Genomic DNA, 17,885 nt, shown 5'->3' on the forward strand with positions numbered 1-17,885 from the left:
CGCTGGGCGGGGCGGGGGCTACGCCAGCTCCTCCGCGACCGTCACCGCCTCCGCCAGGCTGTCCACCACCGGCACCCCTGCGGCCTCCAGGCTCGCCCGGCTGTGCGAGCCCCCGGTGTAGAGCACGGCCTTCGCGCCGACGTGCGCCGCGGCGACCGCGTCGTCCACCGCGTCGCCGACGACCACGATCCGCTCCGGCGGCACCCCTTCCAGCGCGGCCAGATGCCGCACCATGTGCTCCGTCTTGCCCGTGTGCGACGCGCCGATCCGCCCGTCGACCCGTACGAAGCGCGCCTCGATGCCGTGCCGCCGCACGATCGGTATCAGATGCTCGTGCGGGGCCAGCGACAGCAGCGACTGCGTACGCCCCGCCTCCTGGCGCTCGGCGAGCAGCTCCGCGGCCCCGGCCGTGAGCACACAGGCGTCGGCCCGCTGCCAGTAGTGCTTGTGGAACACCGCGTCCATGACGGCCCACTCGTCGTCCGTGGGCAGCCGGCCCATCAGCCGCTCGTAGAACAGCGGCACCGGCACGCAGTACAGCTCGCGATAGCGCTCGAGCGTGATCGGTCCGAGCCCTATCTCCGCGAACGACGCGTTCGTCGCCTCGATGACCGTGTGGATGTCGTCGAGCAGTGTGCCGTTCCAGTCCCAGACCAGATGCGCGGTGTGCTTCCCCATGTCGAGCAACGGTACCGGCCGGGTACGACAACGACCGAGACGGCCGAAAGGGAACCGGGGCGGGGCAGCCGGGGCGGCCGGGCCGGGCGGGGCGGGCCCGGCGGGCCGCGTCAGCCGATGAGCCCGGGGATCTCCTGCACTCCGTACCAGAGCAGCTCGTGGTCCTCGGCGCCGTCCACGATGAACTGCGCGTCGTCGTCCCCGTGGTCCGCGGCGCCGAGCGCGCCGGCCGCCGCGGCCACATCGCTCTCCGCCTCGCCGGAGTCCACATGCACCGACGCCGCCTTCACCAGCGGCACCGCGGCCGCGATCCGCACCTCACCGAGCGACGCGGACCCCAGCGCCTGACCCGGATCCGCGGTCGCCGCGCCGTCCGGTACGTCGACGGCGACGACGACCCGCCGCCGCGCCACACCCGGGTCGCCCGCCAGCTGGCGCAGCGACGCCGCCGCGGCCCTGTTCAGCGCCGCGTACTCGAGCTCCTCGATGTCGTCGGACACGTACCACTCGCGCAGCGCGGGCGTCACGGCGTAGGCGATCAGCGGACCGGGCCCGAGCTCGCCCGCCTTGTGCGCCTCTGCGAGACCGGGGAGGGTCAGGGGGACGTAGACGCGCATGACTGGCCGCTTTCGTAGTCGGGTGAGCACTTAAGGATACGTGTGAAGTCCCCCTTCGGGCTGCCCCGGAGGCCCCTCCCGGCGTCGCCCCGGAGCACCCGCGGTCCGCGCGGTTCCCGGCCGTCAGAGCCCGCCCGTCACCCTGATAGGTGAATGTCGGCGCCCCTGTCCGCGCGGTCCCGCGGTCGTTGCGGCGGCCGCTTCCCGGCCCGTACAAGATCCTCACCGGAAAGTTACTTGTGAGTATCGAAGGGGCGACCGCCATGCACCACACCTCGGCCAGGACGCGGACGAAGCCCGGGGACCGCCATGACAGCCGCGGCCCCGGCCGCGCCTCACGGCGCCCCGCAACGCCGCCCGTGGCGCCCGTGGCGCCCGGTCCAGGGCCCGCCGTCGGCGGCCGCTCCCGTCTTCCGCGCTACTGGTTCGCCGAACGGCTGCTCTCGGTCCTCAGCGGGCACCGCCCCGTGCACTGGATGCTCGGCCACACCATCGGCGACGCCTACGAGCAGCTCGTCCGCCTCGCCCCCGGCGCTCCGCTCCGTACGAACGGCCTGCGGCCCGCGGTCCGCCACTGCGACGAGTACGTACCGCGGCCAGGAGTCATCGAGGCCTTCGCCCGCATCGCCGCGGGCGAGCAGGTCCGCGCCATGGCCTTCCGCCTCGAACAGGGCCCCGACCTCCGCTGGCGCTGCGCAGCCGTGGAACTCGGCGGCGAACGCGTCACCGCCGGCGTCTGACACCCGAGCAGTCGCCGACTGTCACTGCCGGGGGAACAGCGAGGCACAGCCGACGCTGACCCGCCGCCGGTGGCCGACCACCGCGGCCCACGGCGGAGAACCGCCCGGGCCGCCCCTGACGGCCCGGCGGTCTCGCCGGCCGCGGCCAGGGAACCCCAGCCGCGCCGACGCCCCTGTGAATGCCCGCGGGGCCGGACACCTTCCGGTGTCCGGCCCCGCGGTTCTCACGCCTTCGGCGTCACTTCTTGCGGCGGCGCCCCGCGCTCTTCTGCGCCTTGCGGCGCTCCGCGCGCGTCATCCCGTCGGACTCCGAGCGGGGCGAGTCGCCGTTCGTGAAGTCGCCCTCGACCACACCGCCCTCGCCGTCGACCGTCGGCGCCGAGAAGTGCAGCCGGTCCGGACGCTGCGGTGCGTCCAGCCCCTTCGCGCGGATCTCGGGACGGCCCGCGCCCGCCGGCACCGCGTCCTCCTTGGCCAGGGACTTCTTCTCGGCCGCGTCCTGCACCGGGATCTCCTCGACCTGCTGCTCGACCTGGACCTCCAGGTTGAACAGGTAGCCGACGGACTCCTCCTTGATGCCGTCCATCATCGCGGTGAACATGTCGAAGCCCTCGCGCTGGTACTCCACGAGCGGGTCCTTCTGCGCCATCGCGCGAAGGCCGATGCCCTCCTGGAGGTAGTCCATCTCGTAGAGGTGCTCACGCCACTTGCGGTCCAGGACGGACAGCACCACACGCCGCTCCAGCTCACGCATGATGTCCGAGCCGAGCTGCTTCTCGCGCTCGTCGTACTGCTCGTGGATGTCGTCCTTGATGGTCTCGCCGATGAACTCGGCCGTGATCCCGGCCCGGTCACCCGCCGCGTCCTCGAGCTCGTCCACGGTCACCTTCACCGGATAGAGCTGCTTGAACGCGCCCCACAGCCGGTCGAGGTCCCACTCCTCGGCGAAGCCCTCGACGGTCTCCGCCTGGATGTACGCGTCGATCGTGTCGTCCATGAAGTGGCGGATCTGCTCGTGCAGGTCCTCGCCCTCCAGGACGCGACGGCGCTCGCCGTAGATGACCTTGCGCTGCCGGTTGAGCACGTCGTCGTACTTCAGGACGTTCTTCCGCGTCTCGAAGTTCTGCTGCTCGACCTGCGACTGGGCGGACGCGATCGCGCGCGTCACCATCTTGTTCTCGATCGGGACGTCGTCCGGCACATTGGCCATGGCCATGACCCGCTCGACCATCTGCGCCTTGAACAGCCGCATGAGGTCGTCGCCGAGGGAGAGGTAGAAGCGGGACTCGCCCGGGTCGCCCTGACGGCCGGAACGACCGCGCAGCTGGTTGTCGATACGCCGCGACTCATGGCGCTCGGTGCCCAGGACGTACAGCCCGCCGAGGGACTTGACCTCTTCGAACTCCGCCTTCACGGCCGCCTCGGCGCGCTCCAGCGCCTGCGGCAGGGCCGCGGCCCACTCCTCGACGTGCTCGACCGGGTCCAGGCCGCGCTGGCGCAGCTCCGCCTCGGCCAGGTCGTCCGGGTTTCCGCCGAGCTTGATGTCCGTGCCACGGCCGGCCATGTTCGTCGCGACGGTGACGGCGCCCTTGCGGCCCGCCTGGGCGACGATGATGGCCTCGCGGTCGTGCTGCTTGGCGTTGAGGACTTCGTGCTGGATGCCGCGCTTGTTGAGCTGCTGGGAGAGGTACTCGGACTTCTCGACCGACGTCGTACCGACGAGGATCGGCTGGCCCTTGCGGTGCTTCTCCTCGATGTCGTCGACCACGGCCGCGAACTTGGCGACCTCGGTGCGGTAGATGAGGTCCGACTGGTCCTTGCGGACCATGGGACGGTTCGTCGGGATCGGGACGACACCCAGCTTGTAGATCTGGTGGAACTCGGCGGCCTCGGTCATGGCCGTACCGGTCATTCCGGAGAGCTTCCCGTAGAGGAGGAAGAAGTTCTGCAGGGTGATCGTGGCGAGCGTCTGGTTCTCGTCCTTGATGTCCACCCCTTCCTTCGCCTCGATCGCCTGGTGCATGCCCTCGTTGTAGCGGCGGCCGGCGAGGATACGGCCGGTGTGCTCGTCGACGATCATGACCTCGCCGTCGATGACGACGTAGTCCTTGTCGTTCTTGAAGAGCTCCTTGGCCTTGATGGCGTTGTTCAGGTAGCCCACCAGCGGGGTGTTCACCGACTCGTAGAGGTTGTCGATGCCCAGCCAGTCCTCGACCTTCGCGACACCCGACTCATGGATGGCGACGGTCCGCTTCTTCTCGTCGACCTCGTAGTCGCCGGTCTCCTCGATACCCTTGAGCGGATTGCCCGGCTCGCCCCGGTTCAGCCGCTTCACCAGCTTGGCGAAGTCGCCGTACCACTTGGTGGCCTGGTCGGCGGGGCCGGAGATGATCAGCGGCGTACGCGCCTCGTCCACGAGGATCGAGTCGACCTCGTCGACGATCGCGAAGTTGTGGCCGCGCTGGACGAGCTCCTCCTGCGACCACGCCATGTTGTCGCGCAGATAGTCGAAGCCGAACTCGTTGTTCGTGCCGTACGTGATGTCGCACGCGTACTGCTCGCGGCGCTGCGCGGGCGTCATGTTGGCGAGGATGCAGCCGACGTCGAGGCCGAGGAACTTGTGGACCCGGCCCATCATCTCGGAGTCGCGCTCGGCCAGGTAGTCGTTGACCGTGATCAGGTGGACGCCCTTGCCGGAGAGCGCGTTGAGATACGCCGGGAGCGTGCCGACGAGGGTCTTGCCCTCACCGGTCTTCATCTCGGCGACATAGCCGAGGTGCAGCGCGGCGCCACCCATCATCTGGACGTCGTAGTGACGCTGGCCGAGGACGCGCTTGGCGGCCTCACGGACGGTGGCGAACGCCTCGGGCAGCAGGTCGTCGAGGCTCTCGCCGTCGGCGAAGCGCTCCTTGTACTCGTCCGTGAGGGCCCGCAACTCGGCGTCGGAGAGGGAGACGAAGTCCTCCTCGATGGAGTTGACCTGGTCCGCGATGCGGTGCAGTTTGCGCAGGATCTTGCCTTCGCCTGCACGCATGAGCTTGTTGAAGACGGACACTGAGGCGGGTCTCCTTGCCGGTCGGGCCTGGCACTGGGTCGTTTATGGACACTGGCGCGGGCACGGCAGGTGGACCCCACCGCAACGGCCATCGTAAGCGAGGACCCCGCCACGCCGGGAGAGCCGCCGTCACCCGTGGCCGACTGCCGCGCACCAGGAGAACGTGCGGAGGGCTCGGAAGGTGCCGCAGATCTCGAAAAGTGTTCGCGCCACCGACGCAGAGTGACCAGAATTCCGTCATGGAGCCCATCACCCTCACCACCGACCGTCTGCTGCTGAACCCCTTCACGCCCGGTGACGCCGACGAGGTCCACGCGGCCTGTCAGGACCCCGACATCCAGCGCTGGATCCCGGTCCCCTCTCCGTACGAACTGCGGCACGCGGAGGAATTCGTCGAGGTGACCGTGCCGGACGGCTGGCGCAACGACTCGGAGTACACCCTCTCCGTACGCCTGCGGGAGAGCGGTCAGCTCATCGCGTCGTCGGGCCTGCACCACCCGCGCTCGGGCGCCTGGGAGATCGGCTTCTGGATGGCCAAGGAGCACCGTGGCCGCGGCTATGCGACCGAGATGGTGCTCGCCATGGCCCGCTGGGCCTTCACGGACCTCGCCTGCACCCGGCTGGAGTGGCGCGCGGAGGTGGGCAACACGGCCTCGCGCGGCGTCGCCGAGAAGGCCGGCTTCACCGTCGAGGGCGTCCAGCGGTCGGGCTTCCACGGCCGGGGCACGCTCCGTGACTGCTGGGTCGCCTCGCTGCTCCCGTCCGATCTCGGGCTGCCGTGCCCGGTCCCCTATCTGCCGTCGAACACCTGACGGGCGGGCGGGCGCGACCGCCGAGGACCGCATGCCGACCTGGACGGAAAGATGCCGAGGACCGATTGTCAGTGCCGCCCTCTAAGGTGCGGAACATGAAGACCGCACCGCCTGCCGCCGAGCTGTCCGCCGACGACGCCCGCCGCCTCGCGCTGCGCGCCCAGGGGTTCCTGGGCGCGCCCGACCGCCGCGGCGGCGCGCGGGGGGTGCTGCGCCATCTCGGCGCCGTGCAGCTGGACACGATCTCGGTGCTGGCGCGCTCGCACGAGCTGATTCCCTACGCCAGGCTCGGCGCGATCGGCCGCAAGGCCGTCGAGACCGCGTACTGGACGGAGGGACACGCCTTCGAGTACTGGTCGCACGCGGCCTGCATACTCCCCGTCGAGGAGTGGCCGCACTTCGCCTTCCGCCGGCGCGCCTACCGCTCCCGCCCGCACTGGTACCACGAGCTGGCGGACGGGGCCTATGACACGGTGATCAAGCAGCTGCGCACCGAAGGCCCCCTCACCGCCACGGAACTGGGCGGCGCGAAGAACGGCGGCCCCTGGTGGGACTGGTCGGAGGCCAAGGTCGCCGTCGAGCGGGCGCTGATGTACGGCGAGGTGGTGTGCACCGAGCGGCGCGGCTGGAAGAGGGTGTACGACCTGGCCGAGCGCGCCATCCCGGACGCACTGCTCCATGACGACATGGCCGACGAGGAGTGCCTGCGCCGTCTGGTGCGGCTTGCCGGCCAGTCGCTGGGCGTGGGCACGCGCGCGGACATCGCGGACTACCACCGTCTCAAGGGCGAGCAGTTCGATGCCGTGGTCGCCGACTCGGGACTCGTGCCGGTTCGCGTGGAGGGCTGGGACAAGCCCGCGTGGGCGGACCCCGAGGCGCTGGCGACCGAGCCGCGCGGCCGTCACCGTACGACGCTGCTGTCGCCCTTCGACTCACTGATCTGGGAGCGGGCACGCACGGAGCGGATCTTCGGCTTCACACACCGCCTGGAGGCGTATGTCCCCAAGCCCAAGCGGGTGTACGGCTACTTCGCGATGCCGCTGCTGTCGGGCGGCCGACTGCTGGGCCGGGTCGATCCTGCTCGTGAGGGCACCACTCTGGTCGCCAGGCAGGTCTCGCTGGACACGCCGAAGGCGGTGCGGCCCATGGCCCAGGCGTTGCTGGAGGCGGCGCGGTGGGTCGGCTGCGACTCGGTCCGCGTCGAGCGGGTGGACAGCCCGGAGCTGGCGGCGCCCCTGGTCGCCGCCCTCGCCTGAGCCGGAAGCGCTGTGCCCTGCGGGCCTGGGCCGTGCTGCCTAGCGGATCTCGAGGATCTTCTCCCGCATCGCATAGACCACCGCTTCCATCCTGGAGTGCAGCTGGAGCTTCTCCAGGATGTTGCGCACGTGGTTCTTCACCGTGTTCTCCGAGATGAACAACTCCTTGGCGATGTCCCGGTTGTTCATCCCCGTCGCCACCAGCTTGAGCACCTCGAGCTCCCGGTCGGTCAGCCGGGGAGCGGGCACCAGACGGCGCTCGTCGGTGCGCTGGATCATGGACTTGAACTCGGTGAGCAGTTTGGACGCCATCGACGGGCTGATCTGCGACTGCCCGTCGGCGACCGCGCGGATCGCCGTGGCCACCTCGTCCGTGGAGATCTCCTTGAGGAGGTATCCGGTGGCGCCGGCCTTGATCGCTTCGTAGAGGTCGGCCTCCTCGTCGCTGATCGTCAGCATGATGATCTTCGCGCTGGGTGCGACCTCCTTGATGGAGGTGCAGGCCTCGATGCCGCCGCGCTTCGGCATTCGTACATCCATGAGCACGATGTCGGGCAGCAGATCGGCCGCCTTGTCGACGGCCTCCGCGCCGTCCCCGGCCTCGCCGACGACCTGGATGTCCTCTTCCTGGGCGAGGACGATCTCCAGTCCGCGACGGAAGAGAGCATGGTCGTCCACGACAAGCACCCTGATCGGCTCCTTGCGGGACGCACCGGTCTCCGTGCCGTCCCCACCGTCCGGACCATCGGCGTGTTCCGCGTCGCGCACCGGGCCGAAGCTGTCCGCCATCGTTCCTCCCCCTGAGGCCGTGGCCTGCATCAATCTGCGGTCTGCCAACCGCAGTCCACAGCGCACCGGTTGGCTCGGGTCGCCATGATTTCATGCCTGACCGACAGTGGTGTGATCCTGTGGCGGCACGAGGATGCCCCTGGGGGCGCACAGGGCGCTCCAGGGGCACCACCGAAGGACGGGATCAGCCGCCGAGCGCACCACCGGCGCCGCCCGCCTCGCTCCCGGCGAGGGGGTCGGTCCTCAGGTGGATGACGCCGTAGTCGTAGGCGTGTCGCCGGTAGACGACACTGGGCTCCTTGGTCTCGGAGTCGACGAACAGATAGAAGTCGTGCCCGACCAACTCCATCTCGTAGAGCGCCTGGTCGAGCGTCATCGGGGCAGCGACGTGGGTCTTCTCCCGGACCACCAGCGGGCCTTCGCCCTGCACTTCGAGCGAGCCGATCCTGGTGGTGGGAATGGACTCCGGAGCCTCCTCGATGATGGGCTCACCGGTTCCGTTCAACTGGGCCACGCCAGGGACGACATCGGCGACCTCCGCTGCCGACAGCCGCCCGTTGCCCCTGCGTGTGTGGCGCTTGTCGTGCTGCTTGCGCAGCCGAGCCTCCAGCTTGGCCGTAGCCAGGTCGAGCGCTGCGTACGGGTCGCCTGCCGCTGCTTCCGCCCGGATCACCGGGCCGCGTGAAAGAAGTGTGATCTCCACGCGGTCGGAACGGTCGGCCTGCCGCGGGTTGTGCTCCTTGGACACCTCGACGTCGAGGCTGATCACCTTGCCGTCGAGCTTCTGGATCTTCTCCAGCTTCAGCTTCTCGGCCACGTGCTTGCGGAACCGCTCGGGCACCTCGGTCTTGCGGCCCTTGACGACGATGTCCACGCAGAACTCCGTTCCCGGATCGCTCCGCATTCAACGCGGAGCTTCTCCCTTTTGCACCAGGCCCCGGTGTGCTCCGGAGCCTCGGACTTGGCGACTTTCACCTCCTCCTCCCCCACCGGCAAGATCGCCACCCCACCGAAGTCGAAGATCTGGGCCACTTCGGGAACACCTGGCCGTAACCCGGCCATGTATTCGACGAAGCAGGGCATTCACCATTCGTTACCACCGAACATAGCTCGCCCGGACCTCTGTCGGCACCCGCTACCAGCGCGTACGTCCATTCAGGGCCTGCCCCCTCTCACTACCTGCAACGTTGCAACTCACCTGTCAGTTCCGGTTCGTTTCGAACGACAGCGGCGGTGCGGCGACCACGGCAGCACTCATCCGGGTGTATCTCGAGGAACGTCCCCCGGATGCGGCACGCAGTGCCCTGGCCGCCTCGGCGAGAGAGGCACCCGTGGTCATCACATCGTCCACCAGCACCGCTGCATGGGCTGCCAGAAGGCGCTCCGCGCCGGAGGCCACCTCCAGCGCCCCCGCCATGTTCGCCAGCCGTCTCCGCGCCGTCAGGCCCGACTGGTCGGCCACCGTCCGGCGCTGCCGCAGCACCGGAAGCGCTCGCGCGTACGTCCCCGTGCGCCGCAGTGCCACGGCGGCCGCGACGGCGATACGACGGGCCGGATCATGCCCTCGCGCTCGCACCGCCCGGGGCGCCGACGGCACGGGCACCAGCAGCAGCGGCTCCCGCTCGTCCGGCGCCTGTGGCATCGCGGCGCGCACCGCCCCCGCCAGCGCCGCGCCGCTCGGCCCGGCCAGGCCGAGCGCCCCGCGTTCCTTGTGGGCCAGCAGCACCGCCCGTACCGCGTCCTCGTACCGTGCGGCGGCGAACACGACGGGCAGGCCCCTGGGCTCGGGGCACGGCCTCGCCCGTGCCGGCGGGCCCTCCAGCCGTCCTCCGCACTCCTCGCACAGCGGCGTACGAGGACGCCCGCATCCGCCGCAGGCGACGGGCAGCACCAGCCCTGCGATCTCGCGCCACCACCACCGCATGACCACCACTGTGCCCCTGCCCGGAGACCGGGGCCACCCCTGTGGACAACTCCGCCGCAGGCCGGAACGGGCTAGCCCGGATAGACCGGCGACGAGCCCTTCTCGATCATGGTCTGCCAGTTGGCGTTGGGCACGAGCCGCACGAGACCATCGTCGGAGACCGCGACCAGGTACTGCTCCTCGTCCTCCGTGGCGGCGACCGCCGACACCTTGTTCAGGCCCGGCAGACCGCCGGCAGGCGTAAGGGAGCCGTCCGTCTCGATGTAGCGCACCTGCTGGACCCCGCCGGCCTCCTTGCCGACGACGACCAGCCTGCTCGGTCCCGCCCAGGAGAGCGCGGTCACCGTCTCCAGCCGGGGCGCCGCGGCCTGCAGGTCCACCACGGACACCGTGAGCTCACCGCCGGCCTCGGCGCGCCGCTCGATCCGGCCGATCTTCAGCGTGTTCTTGCCGTCCTTGGACAGCAGCAGCGCCATCCGCACACCGTCGGCCGACACCCGCATCGACTCGATCCGCGCGCCGTCGAGCCCGTCGACCTTGACCTCCTGCGCCTCGCCCTGGCCGTCCGCGAAGCGCAGCAGCCGCGGCTTGGCCGGATCACGGTCGGCGACCCACAGGTCGTTCCGGTCCCAGCTGGGTGCCGAAAGCCGGTCCTTGACCAGCGGCGCACCACTCTGGACCAACGGATCGGGCAGTGCCTCGTCGGAGACGATCGAGGCCACGTAAAGGGACTTGCCGTCCTGCGACACCGACGCCGCCCGGTGCAGACTGCGCGCGACGGCGACCGTGCCGACCTTCAGCTGTCCGTTGCCGAAGGGGCCGCGCACCATCGACGTGTCGACGCTCTTGGCCTTGCTCGCCCCGACCACGGCCATCCGGCTGTCGCGGTCGACGAAGTACACGTTGTCCGAGCTCGGCCGCTCCAGGGCGTACGCGTCCGCCTGGTCGGAGGTCAGCACACACAGCGGCGAGCGGTCGGACCGCTGGAGCTCCACCTGCTCGACACGCGGCGACGCCAGATCACGCAGGGTGAGCAGAAGCTGGGTCGCCATCCGCTTGCACACCGCTCCCCCGACGTTCGACGCCTTGTCGTTGAGCGGCACCTTCAGGACGTTCTGATCGTCGGGCGTCAAGGACGTGACGCCCTTCTTCAGCCCCGCGCCGGTCGGGAAGGGCGAGTCCACCACGGGCGTCAGCCAGCGTGCCGGGCCTTCGAACAGCGCCGACACGGTCTGTGCGACCGGGTCCATCCGGGTCACCGGATCCTGCCGCTGCCGGATGTAGACCGGATCCGCGACCACCGTGTTCTGCCCGGACGCCCAGTAGTACTTGTTGACCGGCAGGTAGTTGCGCAGGAAGTCGCTCTCGCCGAGCACCAGGCCCCGGGGGGCGGAGGCGATGCGCCATTCCTTGCCCTTGCCGTCCGGTCCGCTCTGCCGCACCAGCCGCAGCGACCCGCCGTACTGGGTGGGCACGACCGACTTGTACGCATGCCGGTCGACCGTCGCGATCAGCTCACCGGACAGCGCATAGGTCAGGCTGTCGGCCTCCTCGCCGGACCGCGCCTCGGAGGCGGGAGCCTCGGATTCGGGCGCCTCGGTCAGCACGGTCGTCAGCGAGTCGGGCCGCCATTCCTTCGACTCCTGCTTCGTCAGATACTTGCGTGCCGTCGCGAAGCTCGGGTCGTCACTGGTCATGGCCTCCAGGAAGCCGTCGACGATCTCGTCCGGCCTGGCCCCGTCACGGGGCGGCACGGCATAGACCCGCACCTGGGAGTCCGCGCCCTTGGTGGCCTTCACCTGCTCCACGTCGCCGCTGTCCGGCATCGACGCACATCCGGCCAGCAGAACGCCCGAGCAGGCGAACACGGCCCACCCCCGTGTGGCGCGTCCATGGCCGTACCGACGACGCTCAGCGCCCACGAGTCGTGTCCTCCCGCTCCGCAACCTGTCCGGGTACCGATCCCATCGTTCCGCCGTCGCCCGGCCGCTCGGCGGCGGGGCGGGCCACCACACGGGCACCGTTGCCCGGCAGGGCAGCCGGATCCACCGCCGCCGACGGGGCGTGCGGCGGCGCCGGGGGCCCGACCGGGATCGGCAGACCCGACCGGTTCGCGCCGGGCTGCGCCGGGACGGTCGACAGCCGTAGCGCATGCTCGTTCGCCTCGTCCGCCGCGGCACGCTCACGTGCCCGCCGGGAGTCCTGGGGCTCCAGCGGTATCGGCGATCCCCGCAGCGGCTCGTCGGCGGTACGCGGCAGGGTCAGGCGGAACTGGGAGCCGCCGCCCGGCTCGCCCCAGGCCTGCAGCCAGCCGCCGTGCAGCCGTGCGTCCTCGACCGCGATGGACAGACCGAGTCCCGTACCCCCGGTGGTGCGCGCACGCGCCGGATCGGCCCGCCAGAAGCGGTTGAACACCCGGGTCGCCTCCCCCGGCTTGAGCCCCACACCGTAGTCGCGCACGGCCACCGCGACCGCCCCGCCCGCCGCCGCCAGCCGCACGACCACATCGCGTCCCTCGCCGTGCTCGACGGCGTTGACCACGAGGTTGCGCAGGACGCGCTCGATGCGCCGGGCGTCGGCCTCGGCCACCACGGGCTGCTCGTCCCCGACCACGCGGATACGGGTGCCCTTGCGCTCGGCCAGCGGCTCGGCGCCGCCGATCACGCGGCGTACGACCTCGCGCAGGTCTATCGGCTCGGCCTCGAGCGCCGCCGCTCCGGCGTCGAACCGGCTGATCTCCAGCAGGTCGGCCAGCAGCGACTCGAACCGGTCCAGCTGATCCCCGAGCAGTTCCGCGGAGCGCGCCGTCACCGGGTCGAAGTCTTGGCGTGCCTCATGGATGACGTCCGCGGCCATCCGCACGGTCGTCAGCGGCGTACGCAGCTCGTGCGAGACGTCCGAGACGAAGCGGCGCTGCATCCGGGAGAGCTCCTCCAGCTGCTGGATCTTGTGCTGGAGGTTCTGCGCCATCTTGTTGAAGGCTTCACCGAGCCGGGCGATGTCGTCCTCGCCGGTGACCTTCATACGTTCCTGGAGCCGCCCGGCGGACAGCCGCTCGGCGATCCCCGCGGCCATCCGGACCGGGGTGACGACCTGCCGCACGACCAGCCACGCGATGGCACCGAGCAGGACGACCACGAACAGTCCGGCCGTCGCCAGCGTGCCCTTGACCAGGCTCAGCGACTCCTCTTCCTGCGTCAGCGGAAAGAGGTAGTACAGCTCGTAGGAGCTGCCCGCGACATCGTTGAGCCGCTTGCCGACGACCAGCCCCGCCTCCGGCTCCTTCTGAACCGAGTACTTGATCTTGACGTACGTCTGGAACGTGCCCGTCCCCTGCGCGACCGAACCGCGCAGGCTCTCGGGAACGCTCGTGACATCCACATCGCCGGACGCCCGCGGGGCCCGGCTCGTCCCGGCATCGTCGGAATCGGGACTGAGCGCCACCACGTGGTACGCGCCCTGGCCACCGCTGGCCAGCTGCTTCACCAGCTCGGACCGCCAGTTCACGGAGCCACGGCCGGGCCTGCCGTCCGTGGCGTCGCCGTCCTGGCCACCGAGCGCGGCCACTCCGGCCGCCTTCTCCTGCGCCGCGGCGAAACCGCCGGCGGCCTGGCTCAGCGCGGCCTGTTCCTTGGCGTCCAGCAGTCCGTTGCGGACCTGGCCGATGACGACGAGACCGAGCAGCAGCACCACACCGAGCGACATCAGCAGCGTGCCGGCGACGACCCGGAGCTGAATGTTGCGTCGCCACAGCCGCAGGGCGGGCAGCAGCGGACGCCTCACCCAGCGCACGACGAACCGGAGCACCGGCCCACCCGGCGCCCCGTCCTGCAGCAGCCGTCCGCTCTGGAAGAGACGGCCGAAACGTGAAGACCCGTGCCCGGGCCCGGCAGCCCGCCCCGTACGGACTCCCGGCCCCCCGGGCTTCGGAGCAGTGCTGCCCACGGCCATGTCAGCTCGGTCCGGCCTTGTAACCGACACCGCGGACGGTCACGACGATCTCCGGCCGCTCCGGGTCCTTCTCGACCTTGGAGCGGAGCCGCTGGACATGCACGTTCACCAGACGGGTGTCTGCAGCGTGCCGGTACCCCCACACCTGTTCGAGCAGGACCTCACGGGTGAAGACCTGCCACGGCTTACGGGCCAGCGCGACCAGCAGGTCGAACTCGAGCGGGGTCAGTGCGATCGACTGCCCGTCCCGCTTCACGGAGTGGCCGGCCACGTCGATGACCAGGTCCCCGATCGCGAGCTGCTCCGGCGCCGGCTCCTCCGACCTGCGAAGCCGTGCCCTGATCCGGGCCACCAGCTCCTTCGGCTTGAACGGCTTCACGATGTAGTCGTCGGCGCCGGACTCCAGCCCGACCACCACATCGACGGTGTCGCTCTTGGCCGTGAGCATCACGATCGGCACACCCGACTCGGCCCGGATCAGCCGGCACACCTCGATGCCGTCCCTACCGGGCAGCATGAGATCCAGCAGTACCAGGTCCGGTTTGGCCTCGCGGAAAGCAGCGAGTGCCTTGTCGCCGTCCGCTACGAACGACGGCTCGAACCCTTCACCACGCAGCACAATGCCGAGCATCTCGGCCAGTGCGGTGTCGTCGTCGACGACAAGGACGCGTCCCTTCATAATCGACATCATCCCATTCTCGTAACGGTTGCCCACGCGCAGGTGAGAAGGCTCACTGGCCTGTGACGATAGTCGTACCCGACCGTCACTGTCTGCCCTGGTCCGCCGACGTTGATATCGGTAGCGGATGTCAGGGGGGAGCTTCCGGGTGCCTCTCGTGCTCGCGGCGACATGCATCACGCGCTCCTCCACTGGGACAGCCCCTTCATCAACTTCAACGACTTCGCATTCCCAGAGGGGCGAGGACACGGGTACCGGTGGGTTCATACCAAGCGCTGCCATCTGCCGGATGACGCCTCGGACGACCGGGCCCTGCGGTTCATCATCGAGGCGCGGAGTCGAGGTCGGCGAGGTAACTCTCGGGCGTCTTGTCGAAGCGTGTGGCGACACCGCGCCCTTGCGATTGGGCTCATGATCGCGCGGCGCCGTGTGTGGCCGGCTGCGGACACAGGCGCGCTGGATGTTCGCCGCGTCGGACCTGCCACGCCCACCTGCTGCTGCGGCTCTGCGTCCGGCGCTTCGGCGGGGTGACGGGCCACGTCCTCGGGGCGGTGGCGGAGACCGCGTGGACGGTCACGCCGGTCGCGCTGTTGCCGGGGTGACGTGCTCGATCCGTTACCGGGATCCGTACAACGATCCGTACATGCGCCGGTCGTACTCGTGTGATCAATTCTGCTTCACGCACCGTTTCCGCCCTCGCCGTCGCTTCACTGCTGCTGACCGCCTGCAGCGGGAGCGTCGGCGAGGGTGCTGCGCCGCCGGCCAAGCACCCTGTGTTCTCTCTGCCGTTGGGCGAGCAGCCGTACCAGACCGTGCGAGAGACCCAGCAGGCCGGCAGCGCCGCCTTCCACCAGGTACTGACGTTCACGTCGAAGCAAGGCGACGCCGTCCTCACCACCGCAGGGCGGCTCGACTTCAGTGGTGGCCGGGCGGACGGCACGCACACCTGGAAGATTCCGAACGGCTTCCCCGCGACGACCAAGGACTACCTCCTGGGCGCGACGTTGGGCGAGGGCAGCGCGGCTGCCTCCGCACGTATCGCGCTCACCCCGGAGTCCGTCCTTCATCGGTCAGGCAAGGGCAACTACCGGCTGCGCTACGACCTCGACGAGCCGATCGACGAGGTGGACTCGATCACCTGGCTCCACGGCATCGAGTCGCCCTTCGGAGGCACACTGCTCGAAGTGATCTCGGCTCTCCACAGCATCAAGGGGCAGCCGGTGGCCGGAGGGGGCCGCCGCTTCACCGCCCACATCGTGCCGAGCGGCGCCACGGGGAGCCTGCTGCCCGGCGACCTGCGCCGCCGTATGCAGGTGGTGGTACCCGCGGAGTCCGTCGGGACACCCGTTCCACTGACCCTGACCACAGACGCGAAGGGCCTGATCACTCAGGCCGAAGCCGATCTCTCCGCCCTGCTGAAGGAGGGTGACAGCGGGCTGCCGGGTGTGACCGCGCTACGGGCCCGGCTCGTCCTCACGGGGCACGGGCGGACGAAACCGGCCCTGCCACCCGTGTCCGACGCCGTCCTCGACGCGGGCAAGGCGGTACTGCCCCGCTATGCCGCGGCAGCCGGTGACTGTGTGGACTTCACCACCGGTACGCGCAGCGCCCCCCTGGTCGTCAACGTTTCCTGCACCGGACCTCACGACGCGCGGATCTACGCGCAGGTCACGCTGAAGGGCGCGTACTCCGGTGAGAAGGGCGCGAAGAGACGGGCGATTGACGCCTGCGGGAGCGCCTACCACAGTGCTCGGCCCGCGTGGACGTCGGACTCCGTGGACCCCGACACGTACATGAGCGTCTGGCCGACGGAGGAACACGGGGACAGTCCCCGCAAGCAGGTCGTGACCTGTTTCGTCCTGTCCCGCTAGCACGGCTGTGACACGCGGAGATCGATCATTCGCAACCGTGCGGCTCCTTGAGCACGAGCTCGGAAGACCCCGTATGCGGGTGCCCGCTGAGTTGGAATGCCGCTGACCTGCGGGGAAGTGGTCGTCTCGCCCTGGTTCCCCGTGGTTCCCCGCTCGTTCCCTCGTGATCGGGCACGCGGCGGGCGGGGCGGTGCTCATGCTGTCCTGCAGCTGATCAACGATGGAGCCCGAGGTGTCCCGTCGGTGCGCTACCGCCGCAGCCTGGCACACAGCTCGGCTATCCCGGCCCCCGTGACCGGCGAAACCGTCCCCTCTTCCGTGACGATCGCCGTCACCAGTTCCGGTGGTGTGACATCGAACGCAGGGTTGTACGCCTGCGTCCCCAGGGGCGCCAGCGGCAGGCCCCCGGCTTCGGCTTCCTGCTCCGCCGCCCGCGACACCGGCATCTCGGTCACCTCCCGCCCCGACCGTTGTTCCACCTCGATGGACGCACCGTGGGCCGTCCCGAGATCCACGGTGGTGGTCGGCGCCACCACGATGAACGGCACATGGTGGTACTTGGCGAGCACCGCGAGCGGATAGCTTCCCACCTTGTTCGCCACGGAGCCGTCCGCCGCTATCCGGTCCGCCCCGATCAGCACGGCGTCGACCTCCCCGGCAACGAACAGCGATCCTGCCGCATTGTCGGTGAGCAGTGTGTACGACATCCCGCTCCGTGCCGCCTCGTACGCGGTGAGCCGGGCACCCTGCAGCAGCGGCCTGGTCTCGTCCACCCACAGCTTGCGGAGCCGGCCCGTCCGGTGCGCGGCGAGCGCCACCGCGAACGCCGTCCCTTCCCCGCCGGAGACCAGCCGCCCGGTGTTGCAGTGCGTCAGGATCCGGTGACTGCCGCCCGGCAGCAGCTCATCGAGCAGAACGAGGCCGTGCTGCGCCATCCGCTCGCTGGCCTCGGCATCCTCCCGGTGCAGCTCCCGCGCCACGGCCAGCACGGCGGCGGCCGCCTCCTGCGCGTCGGCACCCTTGCCGACCGCTTCCTCGTACGCACCGGCCGCGCGCCGCACGCCGTAGCCGAGGTTGACGGCGGTGGGCCGCGCCGTCTCCAGCAGGGCTGCCGCCTCCGCGACGTCGTAACCGCGGGCCGCCGCCAGCGCCACTCCATAGGCGCCGGCGATCCCGAGCAGCGGTGCCCCCCGCACGGCGAGCGTCCGGATCGCCTGCACCAGCGCCGGAACGTCGGTGCACACCAACTCGGCCTCTTCGGCGGGCAGCCTTCTCTGGTCCAGGAGAACCAGCACAGGACCTTCCGGAAGCTCGTCCCAGCGCAGTGAGGCGAGCCGCGGCGACTCCTCGCCGTCGCGGGTTTGTACGTACTGATCAGCCATCCGCCCAGTCTGCCCGCTGACGCACGCACAATGAAGGTGAGAAGGAGATCCATCGCCCGGCCCACCGGCGGGCGGCGCGTGGCACGATGGGCTGCCGGCCTCCGCCGTGACGTGCGGGGCAGGCGCCAATT

14 protein-coding genes are annotated in these 17,885 nt (G+C 70.1%); 4 read left to right on the forward strand and 10 right to left on the reverse strand.

The window, feature by feature from the left end:
- Positions 1-18 precede the first annotated feature (18 nt).
- Both OG766_RS13430 and OG766_RS13435 read right to left on the reverse strand, forming a co-directional pair.
- Complete coding sequence (locus OG766_RS13430; protein ID WP_266373677.1) at positions 19-678, reverse strand: HAD family hydrolase; 660 nt, start codon at positions 676-678, stop codon at positions 19-21.
- Between the two features lie 110 nt (positions 679-788).
- Complete coding sequence (locus OG766_RS13435; RefSeq protein WP_328725418.1) at positions 789-1,295, reverse strand: DUF6912 family protein; 507 nt, start codon at positions 1,293-1,295, stop codon at positions 789-791.
- 263 nt (positions 1,296-1,558) lie between these two features.
- Here OG766_RS13435 and OG766_RS13440 point away from each other — a divergent pair, with 263 nt between their 5' ends.
- Positions 1,559-2,035: an Rv3235 family protein gene (locus OG766_RS13440; RefSeq protein ID WP_266373674.1), complete on the forward strand. Its 477-nt coding sequence runs from the start codon at positions 1,559-1,561 to the stop codon at positions 2,033-2,035.
- A 238-nt stretch (positions 2,036-2,273) separates the two neighbouring features.
- On the opposite strand, the gene secA is transcribed toward OG766_RS13440, so the two are convergent.
- Positions 2,274-5,090, reverse strand: a complete 2,817-nt coding sequence (secA, locus tag OG766_RS13445; RefSeq protein WP_266373672.1) for a preprotein translocase subunit SecA — start codon at positions 5,088-5,090, stop codon at positions 2,274-2,276.
- Positions 5,091-5,329: 239 nt separating this feature from the next.
- On the opposite strand from secA, the gene OG766_RS13450 reads away from it, so the two are divergent.
- Together OG766_RS13450 and OG766_RS13455 are read left to right on the forward strand one after the other, a co-directional pair.
- A complete protein-coding gene (locus OG766_RS13450) occupies positions 5,330-5,902 on the forward strand; it encodes a GNAT family N-acetyltransferase (protein WP_266373671.1) in 573 nt (190 codons plus the stop codon).
- 95 nt (positions 5,903-5,997) lie between these two features.
- On the forward strand, positions 5,998-7,158 hold the full coding sequence (locus tag OG766_RS13455) for a winged helix-turn-helix domain-containing protein (RefSeq protein ID WP_266373670.1): 1,161 nt from the start codon (positions 5,998-6,000) through the stop codon (positions 7,156-7,158).
- A gap of 39 nt (positions 7,159-7,197) precedes the next feature.
- Here OG766_RS13455 and OG766_RS13460 read toward each other — a convergent pair whose 3' ends face one another.
- The 6 genes from OG766_RS13460 to mtrA form a co-directional block, all read right to left on the reverse strand.
- On the reverse strand, positions 7,198-7,947 hold the full coding sequence (locus OG766_RS13460) for a response regulator (protein WP_266373669.1): 750 nt from the start codon (positions 7,945-7,947) through the stop codon (positions 7,198-7,200).
- Positions 7,948-8,131: 184 nt separating this feature from the next.
- On the reverse strand, positions 8,132-8,821 hold the full coding sequence (gene hpf, locus OG766_RS13465) for a ribosome hibernation-promoting factor, HPF/YfiA family (RefSeq protein ID WP_266373667.1): 690 nt from the start codon (positions 8,819-8,821) through the stop codon (positions 8,132-8,134).
- A 327-nt stretch (positions 8,822-9,148) separates the two neighbouring features.
- On the reverse strand, positions 9,149-9,871 hold the full coding sequence (locus OG766_RS13470) for a ComF family protein (protein WP_328725420.1): 723 nt from the start codon (positions 9,869-9,871) through the stop codon (positions 9,149-9,151).
- Positions 9,872-9,942: 71 nt separating this feature from the next.
- Positions 9,943-11,793 (reverse strand): LpqB family beta-propeller domain-containing protein, encoded by a 1,851-nt coding sequence (locus tag OG766_RS13475; protein ID WP_266373663.1) that lies wholly within the window; start codon positions 11,791-11,793, stop codon positions 9,943-9,945.
- Entirely contained in the window at positions 11,783-13,822 is a 2,040-nt protein-coding gene (mtrB, locus tag OG766_RS13480; RefSeq protein ID WP_266373661.1) for an MtrAB system histidine kinase MtrB, read from the reverse strand. Before mtrB ends, OG766_RS13475 begins: the two co-directional genes overlap by 11 nt.
- A 1-nt stretch (position 13,823) precedes the next feature.
- The gene (gene mtrA, locus OG766_RS13485) at positions 13,824-14,513 is read right to left on the reverse strand and encodes an MtrAB system response regulator MtrA (protein WP_205375139.1); all 690 of its coding nucleotides are present in this window, start codon (positions 14,511-14,513) and stop codon (positions 13,824-13,826) included.
- 776 nt (positions 14,514-15,289) lie between these two features.
- Here mtrA and OG766_RS13495 point away from each other — a divergent pair.
- Entirely contained in the window at positions 15,290-16,372 is a 1,083-nt protein-coding gene (locus OG766_RS13495) for a hypothetical protein (RefSeq protein ID WP_328725421.1), read from the forward strand.
- 248 nt (positions 16,373-16,620) lie between these two features.
- On the opposite strand, the gene mtnA is transcribed toward OG766_RS13495, so the two are convergent.
- On the reverse strand, positions 16,621-17,754 hold the full coding sequence (gene mtnA / locus OG766_RS13500; protein ID WP_266373655.1) for an S-methyl-5-thioribose-1-phosphate isomerase: 1,134 nt from the start codon (positions 17,752-17,754) through the stop codon (positions 16,621-16,623).
- Between the last annotated feature and the right edge of the window lie 131 nt (positions 17,755-17,885).

It is taken from the genome of Streptomyces sp. NBC_00259, assembly GCF_036181745.1.
Lineage (GTDB): Bacteria > Actinomycetota > Actinomycetes > Streptomycetales > Streptomycetaceae > Streptomyces > Streptomyces pratisoli.